6 protein-coding genes and 2 pseudogenes are annotated in these 8,716 nt (G+C 49.7%); 1 reads left to right on the top strand and 7 read right to left on the bottom strand.

The features are described 5' to 3' along the window. Positions 1–116 precede the first annotated feature (116 nt). The 7 genes and pseudogenes from Q0Z70_RS12370 to Q0Z70_RS12340 all read right to left on the bottom strand — a co-directional run bounded on the left by Q0Z70_RS12370 (position 117) and on the right by Q0Z70_RS12340 (position 8,307). Positions 117–1,475, bottom strand: coding sequence for an efflux transporter outer membrane subunit (locus tag Q0Z70_RS12370; RefSeq protein ID WP_298074959.1), 1,359 nt, complete (start codon positions 1,473–1,475; stop codon positions 117–119). A 3-nt stretch (positions 1,476–1,478) separates the two neighbouring features. Then, positions 1,479–2,123, bottom strand: a complete 645-nt coding sequence (locus Q0Z70_RS12365; protein ID WP_298074957.1) for a flavodoxin — start codon at positions 2,121–2,123, stop codon at positions 1,479–1,481. A 13-nt stretch (positions 2,124–2,136) separates the two neighbouring features. After that, on the bottom strand, positions 2,137–5,268 hold the full coding sequence (locus Q0Z70_RS12360) for an efflux RND transporter permease subunit (protein WP_298074955.1): 3,132 nt from the start codon (positions 5,266–5,268) through the stop codon (positions 2,137–2,139). Continuing rightward, positions 5,265–5,882 (bottom strand): annotated as a pseudogene (locus tag Q0Z70_RS12355) (efflux RND transporter periplasmic adaptor subunit); the annotation flags it as partial. The gene Q0Z70_RS12360 and the pseudogene Q0Z70_RS12355, both read right to left, overlap by 4 nt. Before the next feature lie 15 nt (positions 5,883–5,897). Continuing rightward, complete coding sequence (locus Q0Z70_RS12350; RefSeq protein ID WP_298074953.1) at positions 5,898–6,371, bottom strand: biotin/lipoyl-binding protein; 474 nt, start codon at positions 6,369–6,371, stop codon at positions 5,898–5,900. 161 nt (positions 6,372–6,532) lie between these two features. Further along, positions 6,533–7,279, bottom strand: coding sequence for a LytTR family DNA-binding domain-containing protein (locus Q0Z70_RS12345; RefSeq protein WP_298074950.1), 747 nt, complete (start codon positions 7,277–7,279; stop codon positions 6,533–6,535). Positions 7,280–7,290: 11 nt separating this feature from the next. Beyond that, a complete protein-coding gene (locus tag Q0Z70_RS12340) occupies positions 7,291–8,307 on the bottom strand; it encodes a histidine kinase (protein ID WP_298074948.1) in 1,017 nt (338 codons plus the stop codon). Positions 8,308–8,585: 278 nt separating this feature from the next. On the opposite strand from Q0Z70_RS12340, the pseudogene Q0Z70_RS12335 reads away from it, so the two are divergent. Beyond that, positions 8,586–8,716, top strand: a pseudogene (locus tag Q0Z70_RS12335) (deoxyribonuclease IV); the annotation flags it as partial.

Raw genomic sequence — 8,716 nt, 5'->3', positions numbered from 1 at the left:
TTTTGCCATTCATAACTCCATGTATAAGCAATACCTCCAATCAATAGAATAATCAGTAGATAGCCAAAGATAATCCATATTTGGATTGATATTGTTTTTGCCATAAAAGAATTGATTTATAAATACCCTCCTCCCAATGCATAATACAGGTTGATAAAACCTTGTATATTATCGAAACGGAATTGTGACAGCTTCTGTTGGGCATCGAGCAATGATTGTTGTGCGGTCAGCACCTCCAGATAGGTACTGGAAGAATGGCGCATCAGTAACTCCGTTTTGCGTACAGCTTCGTGTAATGTCGTGATTTGCTGTTCTCCCAATTCCATCTGCCGTTTTGACGTCTGGCATTGGACAAGGGCGTCGTTTACCTCTTTGCCTGCATCCAACAAAGATTGCCGGAATTGCAGTTTGGCTTCTTCTTGCCGAGCTTCAGCGATTTTCAGATTAGCGATGTTAGTACCCTTATTGAACAGCGGTTGCGTCAGCGAACCGATGGTATTCAACAACCAATGGCCGGGATTCAGTATAACCCCTCCGCCGTTGTTTGTCCAACCGAGCGTACCGGATAAGGTAACGGCCGGATAAAATGCTGCACGTGCAGCATTGGTGGCATAAAATGTTTGTGCCAGATTGCGTTCCGCTTGCCGCACATCGGGACGGTTGGCAAGTAACTGTACCGGTATGCCCACAGAAACCGATTCATGGAATGTCGTCTCCGACAATGCACCCCGTGCTATGCGTTGCGATGGCAAAGCAAGCAATACCGCAAGACTGTTCTCCGTATCGGCGATGCTTTTGCGCAGAGCCAGTATCGAACTTTCAAGCGTCATGCGGTTAGCGCGTGCCTGTAACACAGCGGCATCGTTCGTTTCGCCGCCACGTTTCAAGGCTTCAAGCGTGCGGATGCTTTTCTCCCAGTTTTCCAAGGTCTGTTCACCGATATTCAACTGGCTGTCAAGCATCAGCAGCGTGTAATAACTGTCGGCAATCGTAGCTATCAACCGTGTCCGGACGGCTTGGGCGTAATCACGGCTGCCATCAAGAGCTGCACTCGCGCCTTGTTTGGCGTTAGTGTTCTTTCCGAATATATCGAGTTCCCAACTGGCCGAAGCTGCTATATGGTAAGTCTTCGATGTATTTCCGACGTAACGACCGACACCGGCTTCCGGTGAGAGGGCCAACGCCGGCAGGTAAGAAAGTCGGGCGTTCATCAGCACCGCTTCGGCTTCCTCTACTTTCAGACGTGCAATCTGCAAATCCGTATTCCGCTGCAAGCCCTGTTCAATAAGGGCTTGCAGACAAGTATCGGTAAAGAACTCACGCCATGACAGCGAGGCTATCGTTGCCGTATCAGCCGTATTTTCCGTATGGCGATATTGAGTCTCGATTTCCATGTCCGGACGTGAATATTTCCCATATATTCCGCAGCCAGTCAGAAGACAAGCTGCCATTGAAAGAAAGATCAGTCGCTTCATTTTTTAATGTATTGTTTTCAACCACTCTTCAATCAATGTACGGCATTGATTGGTATGCGAACGTAATATCCACAAAGAAGGATTGAGGTACTTTCCTTTCGGGATAAGCCGTTTTACATCGGCTTCAACACCTTCTATGCTGCTTTCTCCGCTTGACACAATCAGTCCGATGTGTTTGCCTTCCATTTCAGCACCGTATTTGAACAGGAATGTTTGAAGCGGTGCGGCCATGTTGTTCCACCACAACGGGGCTACGATAATAACATTATCATAATCACCCAAATTACCGGCTGCGGTTTTAATAGCCGGATAAGATGCCGGATCGTCCGGATGTGCCTTGATGAGATTCATCATAGGCAAACCGATGGAATAATCATTGTAGTCCACGTTCTCATCAGCAGGCTCGACCCGGAGCATATCTGCTTCGGTCTGTTTTTGGAGTTCTGTGGCGATAACGTGTGAATTGTTGGTAAAACTATAATACACGATAAGAGTCTTCCCCATAATTCCGGAATCCGTATCTGAATCGGACGGTTCATCCGGTCGTTCCGTTTCAGGTTCCTCTATTCTGCCGTCATGGGTACTACAAGCACTGACCGTAAGGCTCAGCCCGAATATGGCTGCCAAAATAAATATCAACTTTTTCATCTTCGTAAGAATTTTAATAAGGATTATTGTATGTGTTTTTAATTTTATTTCCCGGTATCATTTTTTCCTCCACGTGCCGGAACACGATGAACAGAAGCGGCACGAAGAGCAACAGCGACACCGTACCCACCAGCATACCGCCTATCGTACCCACTGCCAGCGAGCGCGATCCGTTGCAGCCTACTCCGGTGGAGAATATCATCGGAAGCAGTCCGAATATCATGGTCAGCGAGGTCATCAGGATAGGACGAAGCCGGGCAACCGCCGCGGCGACAGCCGATGCCGTGATGCTCATGCCTCTGCTGCGACATTCGGATGCGTACTCTGTCTGGAGAATAGCAGTTTTGGCAAGCAGACCAATGAGCATGATGATACCGGTCTGCATATAGATGTTGTTCTCGATGCCGAATAGTTTGGCGAAAAGGAAGCTGCCGAACAGTCCGAAAGGAATGGCGAGAATGACGGCAAGCGGTATGAGCAGGCTCTCATAGAGGGCGCACAGAATCAGGTAGATGAACACGATGCAGATGCCGAATACCCAAACCGATGTATTGCCCGCCGAAGCCTCTTCGCGAGACATCGCCCCGAACTCGTAACCGTATCCCGCCGGAAGTGTCTGCGCAGCGACTTCACGAATGGCATTCAGAGCCTGTCCGGAACTATATCCGGCGGCGGGTGCGCCATTGACCGCGATGGACGGAAAGAGATTGAAACGCGACAGGGATTCCGATCCATAGATACGGGTCAGGGTGACATAGCGACTGATGGGCGACATCTCACCCGATGCGGTGCGCACGAACAGCCCGTTGAACGAACGGACATCCGCCCGGTACTCTGGCGATGCCTGCATCATCACCCGGTAGAGTTTGGAAAAGCGGTTGATGTTCGAGGAATAGACGCCTCCGATATAGCCGGACAGAGCGTTGAGCACTTCCGAAGGCGACACGCCCGCCCGCTTGCACACGGCGGCATTCACCTCCACCCGGTATTGCGGATAGCGGCTGTCGAAAGAGGTCTGTGCCTGCGCAATTTCCGGTCGTTCGTTCAGTGCCGCAATAAATGCCTGCGCGTGAAGTTGCAGCTCTTCTACCGAACTGCCGCATCTGTCTTGCACATGTACCTCGAAACCATTGGTCACACCATAACCGGCAATAATGGGCTGGGCAAAGACCATGATGCGTGCATCGGTGATGTCCGAGAGACGGCGGTACAGGTCATTGATAACAGAGCGGTTGTCGTCATGGCGACCTGTCCGCTGGTCCCACGGCTTCAGGCGGATGATAAATGTGCCATTGGAAGGTCCCTGCCCGGCAAGCATTCCCATCCCTATCGACTTGGAATAGATTTGAAATTGCGGGGTATCCTTGATGCGGTCTTCGATGTTCTTGAGGATGCGTTCCGTCTGGGCAAGGCTTGTTCCGGGAGCAGCCTGTACATCTACCACAATCGTTCCCGTATCTTCATCGGGTACAAGTCCCGTCTTTGCCACATTCAGCAGATAGAAGAAGCCGCAGGTGGCAGCCAGCAGCAACGTGGCGGAAAGCCATTTGCAGCGGAGCAGAAACACCACGGAGCTTTTGTATTTGCGCGTCATTCCCTCAAAGGCGGCATCGTAAGCGGTTGCGAAACGAGACGTTTTTTTCATGACGGCGGTCGGTTTCATCAGCAGTACGCATAGCGCCGGACTGAATGTGAGTGCGTTAAATGTGGAAATCAAGACGGCAACCGCCATTGTCAGACCGAATTGCGTGTAGAACTTGCCCGTCGCACCGCCGATAAAGCAGACCGGGATAAATACGGCCATGAACACCAATGAAGTGGTAACCAACGGACGACTGATGCCCTGCATGGCTTCCACCGTTGCCTGACGGGGAGAAGGGCAACCGCTGTCGAAGTGGGACTGCACGGCTTCGACTACGACAATCGCATCGTCCACCACCGTACCAATAACAAGTACCAGCGCAAATAGCGTCAGCATATTGACGGACATTCCTGCGAAATAGAGGAAAGCAAATGTTCCAATCAATGATACAACGATAGCCACGGCGGGAATCACCGTGGAACGCAGGTTGCGCAGGAAGAGCCACACGATAAAAATAACCAGCAGGATGGCTTCCAGCAGGGTTTCTATCACGTTGTGTACGGAAGCATCCAAAAAACTCTTGATGCTCATCAGATCGACCAGTTCCATTCCTTTGGGCAATTCGGCGGCGGCATCCCGTATCACTTCGTCTATCGCCTCGACGATTTCATTGGCGTTCGAGCCGGGCGCCTGTGCTATCATGCAGTTCGTGCCCGGATGTCCTATCAGCTCGTTCTTCGTGGCGTAGTTCAATGCACCGAGTTCCACTTCCGCCACGTCTTTCAGGCGCAGGATACTTCCATTAGACAGCGATTTGATAACGAGATTGCCGAAATCTTCCTCGTCTTCATAGCGTCCCCGGTATTTCAGTACATACTGGAAGGTGTTGTCCATATCCGCTCCCAATGTTCCGGTAGGGGCTTCCACATTCTGCTCGTCCAATACGGTGGTGATGTCGGCAGGGACAAGGCCGTAAGCCGTCATCTTTTCCGCATCCAGCCAGATGCGCAGCGAGTAGTCGGAGCCGAACACTGTTATGTCGCCCACACCGGGAATACGCGCCAGTCGCGGTTCGATGTTTATCTTGAAATAGTTGTACAGGAATTTCTGGTCAAAGCTGTTGTCCGGGCTGTACAGTGCCACAATCTTAGCCGTGCTGTTCTGGCTCTTACGCACGGTGATGCCGGAACGGATTACCTCCGCAGGCAGTACGCCCTGTGCCGAGGCGATGCGGTTCTGCACGTTCACTGCCGCCATGTCGGGGTCTGTACCCTGACGGAAATAGACGTTGATGGTGGCCGTGCCATTGTTGGTGGCAGAGGAGGTCATGTAGTTGATGTTCTCCACGCCGTTGATGGCTTCTTCCAACGGGGCGACAACGGCTTTCTGCAAGGTCTCGGCATTGGCGCCCGTGTAAGTAGTGCTCACCCTGACCGTGGGCGGTGCTATTTCCGGAAATTGCTCGACGGGCAGTTGCACTAATCCGATGATGCCGAGGAGTACGACGAACACCGACAATACGCCGGACAATATCGGGCGGTTGATAAAAGTCTGCAAGTTCATCGTGAAGCGGTTTTGGCGGTTATACTTTCAGTGATTTCCGTCCCTTCGCGCAACAACCCCGCGCCCTCCGTCACGATCTTGTCACCGGCTTTCAGACCGGACAGGACGATGTATTCCCTGCCGTTGCCGATGTCCTCCACTTCAATGGACGCAGAGACGGCACGCCCATCCACGACCTTATAGACGAATGTGCGGTTTTGAATCTCGTATGTAGCTGTCTGAGGAATGACGATGCAGTCTGCTTTTTTCAATGAAACGAGCACCGTACCTATGCTGCCGTCATACAATATTTTATCGCGGTTTGGGATTCTTGCCCGAATATTGATGGTTCCCGTCCGGGTATCCACCGTACCACTGACGGCATCGATGACTCCGTTTACAACGGGGATCGCTCTATTGGCGGAACGGAAAACGATTTCCTGCGTCCCGAGCCTTGCGCTCCTCGCCAGTTCGTCGCTCTCCGAAACGGAAAAGTAAGCAAACATTTCTTCCGTGTCCGACACGCACACCAACGGCTCCGCAATGTTCCTGTCCACCAATGCGCCCACCCGGTAGGGAATCATGCCTGCCACACCGTCCACCGGACTTTTCACCTTGGTATAGGATAATTCCGTCCGGGCGTTGTCGCACTACGCCTGCATCTGTTCAAGTGTCGCTTCGGCTGCTTTCAGGTCGTTACGGGCCGTCTGCCATTCATACTCGGAAATGACATTTTCTTTGAACAACGCTTCCTTGCTGTCGAGTGTTAGTCGTGCGGTTGCCAGTCGCGCCTCGGCCTGCGACACATTGGCTGAAGCGGTTTTCAAGGCGGCAAGATAGGGAGCCTGATCGATGACGAAAAGTATCTGCCCTTTTCTCACGTTCGCACCTTCTTCTATGCAAATCCGTGTGATAAGTCCGCTGCATTGCGGACGTATCTCCACACTCTGACGACCTTTGAGGAGTGCCGGATACTGCACTTGTCCCGTCCTGCTGACGGGAGCGAGAATCTCCGTTGGGTAATACTTGGGAGCTGTATTTCCCTCTTTTCCATCCTTGCATGAGGAAAATATCAAAAGGAGTACGGCCGCTCCGACAAATCTGAAATAGATATGATTCTTCATTGCTATAAACTTTGTAATCAATTATTTGAATGCAAAGTTACAGCGGTATGACATACATTATATAGAAAGCGGCATTAACGCGTAAAAGTGTTGCTTGAAAACGAAAAAACAGCTTCCCGAAAGAAGCTGTTATAATTTTAGGATAAGGAAACTCATTGCTCCTATACAACCCATGCTTTGAACTCTGGCGCCTTGTTCTTGCTGATATAGATGGGTTCGGGAGTTTCTACATTCAGTTTTACCAATAGGCGGCTGTCAAACCATACAGTGATCTCCTTCACGCTGTCCCGTGCGATGATATACTGCTTGTTCGCCCGGATAAAACGGGAGGGGTCAAGCATCGTCATTATTTGTTCCAGCGTCTTGACATACGCATATTGCACACCGTTTTTTAGGCAGACAAGCGTCTGCTTATTGGTCGTGTAGAAACAGGCCACATCGTCCAGTGCTACCGGCAGAAGTTTATCCCGTAAGGGAATCAATATTTTATCTTTATATCCCGGTTTGGGAGCCAACGCCATCAGCCGGGAAAGATAGCCGCCCATATCGGCGGGCATCCAGCGGCGGAACTTGTCCAACGCTCTTTGCAGTTCATCGGGTTTGATAGGTTTCAGCAAGTAATCGATACTGTTTACCCGAAAAGCATCTATGGCATACTGGTCGTATGCCGTGGTAAAGACAATCGGTGTCTCGATTTTCATGCGGTCGAAAAGTATGAAAGCCGAGCCATCGGACAATTGTATGTCCATGAATATCAGATCCGGTTGCGGATTGTTTTGCAGCCACTCCACAGTCCGGCTCACGCTCTCCGTATTACCGGCAATCTCAATAGTGGGATCTATTGTCTGCAAGGCGTTTACCATATTCTTGTAAGCCGCCGTTTCATCTTCTACTATCAATACTCTCATAGTTTCTTCTATTACCTTAACGGGAGATATACGTTAAATGTGTCACCGTCGGTTTCCACACGAATTTCTCTCTTCATCATCAGTCCGAAACGATTGCGCAGGTTCTGCAAACCGATACCGTTCGTGTCGGGCGGGGCGAGTTTGGGATATACCGGATTCGATATTTCCAGTTCGTTGCCATTCATCCGGATAGTGATATTCATCCGGTGGTCGCTGTCTATCTGATTGTGTACGGTCACGTTTTCCAAAAGTGGCAGCAGTGAGAGTACAGGCAGCATTAGTCCGAGGTCTTCTTCTGGTACTTCAATCGAACAGGTCAGTTTGCCTTCAAACCTCACTTCCATCACGTGCATGAAAGAGCGAATGAATGTCAGTTCTTCACCCAATGACACAATCCCTTTCTTGTCGCTTTGCAGAATATAACGGAAAATGTCCGACAATCTCGTTACATAAAGCAATGTGTTGTCATCATTTTCTCTTCTGATTAACGAGGATATTCCGTTGAGCGAATTGAAAAAGAAATGCGGATTGATCTGGTTGGCAAGGGCATCGCAACGGCTTTGCAGATTCTCAATACGGAGTCGCTCTATCTCCTGTTCCTTCTCCCGCTGGCTGTCATACAGCACCGAAATGTACCCGATGAACGTGCAAAGCAGGCATACCACAAAGAACTGGAACAGGAGGATGTTGCCCACATATCCAGTCTGAATGCCCAGCAGCGGCAAGCCGTATGACAGCCCGACGAATGCGGCACATCCGACAAGTGTATAAATAAAGTTCTGTCCGAAACGTGCCGTAAATGACATATTGCCAATCTTGCGCACGTTATATCTTAACTGGAAGTAAAACAAGCCGTAGAAATAAATCATGCGGAAAGCGAAGAACGCCCAAAAACCGGGTTCTTCGCCGACATTCAGTCGTGCCAAATTCCACGGAATCCACACCACGTTAGGGTATGTGATGAACACCGTGCAGATTAAAGCGACAATCGGCAGTTTTCGCGGTATATAAGAATCCAATACATTCATAATCTGATATTTTCCACAAAATTACTACATTTATTTGCTGATAGATAATTTTGGAGCATTAAAACGAAAAAAAGGAGACTAAAAAGGAAAATACACACGGTGGTGACTCAAAAGCCATTCGAAATGGCCCAAGAGGTTACCCTCTTTTCATTGCATCCTGAAACTTCTTCAGGATATATAAATTAACGGTTATCCTCTTGAAGATAAAGAAGATAACCGTTGTTTTTATGGCAAATGTTTATTATATTTGTATTCATCAATTTATAAAAATATAGATTATGAAATACATAGGAGCCCATGTCAGTACAGCCGGAGGCCTTCACAACGCCCCCTTGAACGCACATAAGATAGGCGCTACGGCCTTCGCGCTTTTTACGAAAAACGAGAAAAGATGGGAAGGGAAACCCTT

This window comes from uncultured Bacteroides sp., from assembly GCF_947632445.1.
Classification (GTDB): Bacteria; Bacteroidota; Bacteroidia; order Bacteroidales; family Bacteroidaceae; genus Bacteroides.
Note: the sequence above shows the minus strand (reverse complement) of the source record. Positions and strands in the feature narration are given on the sequence as shown.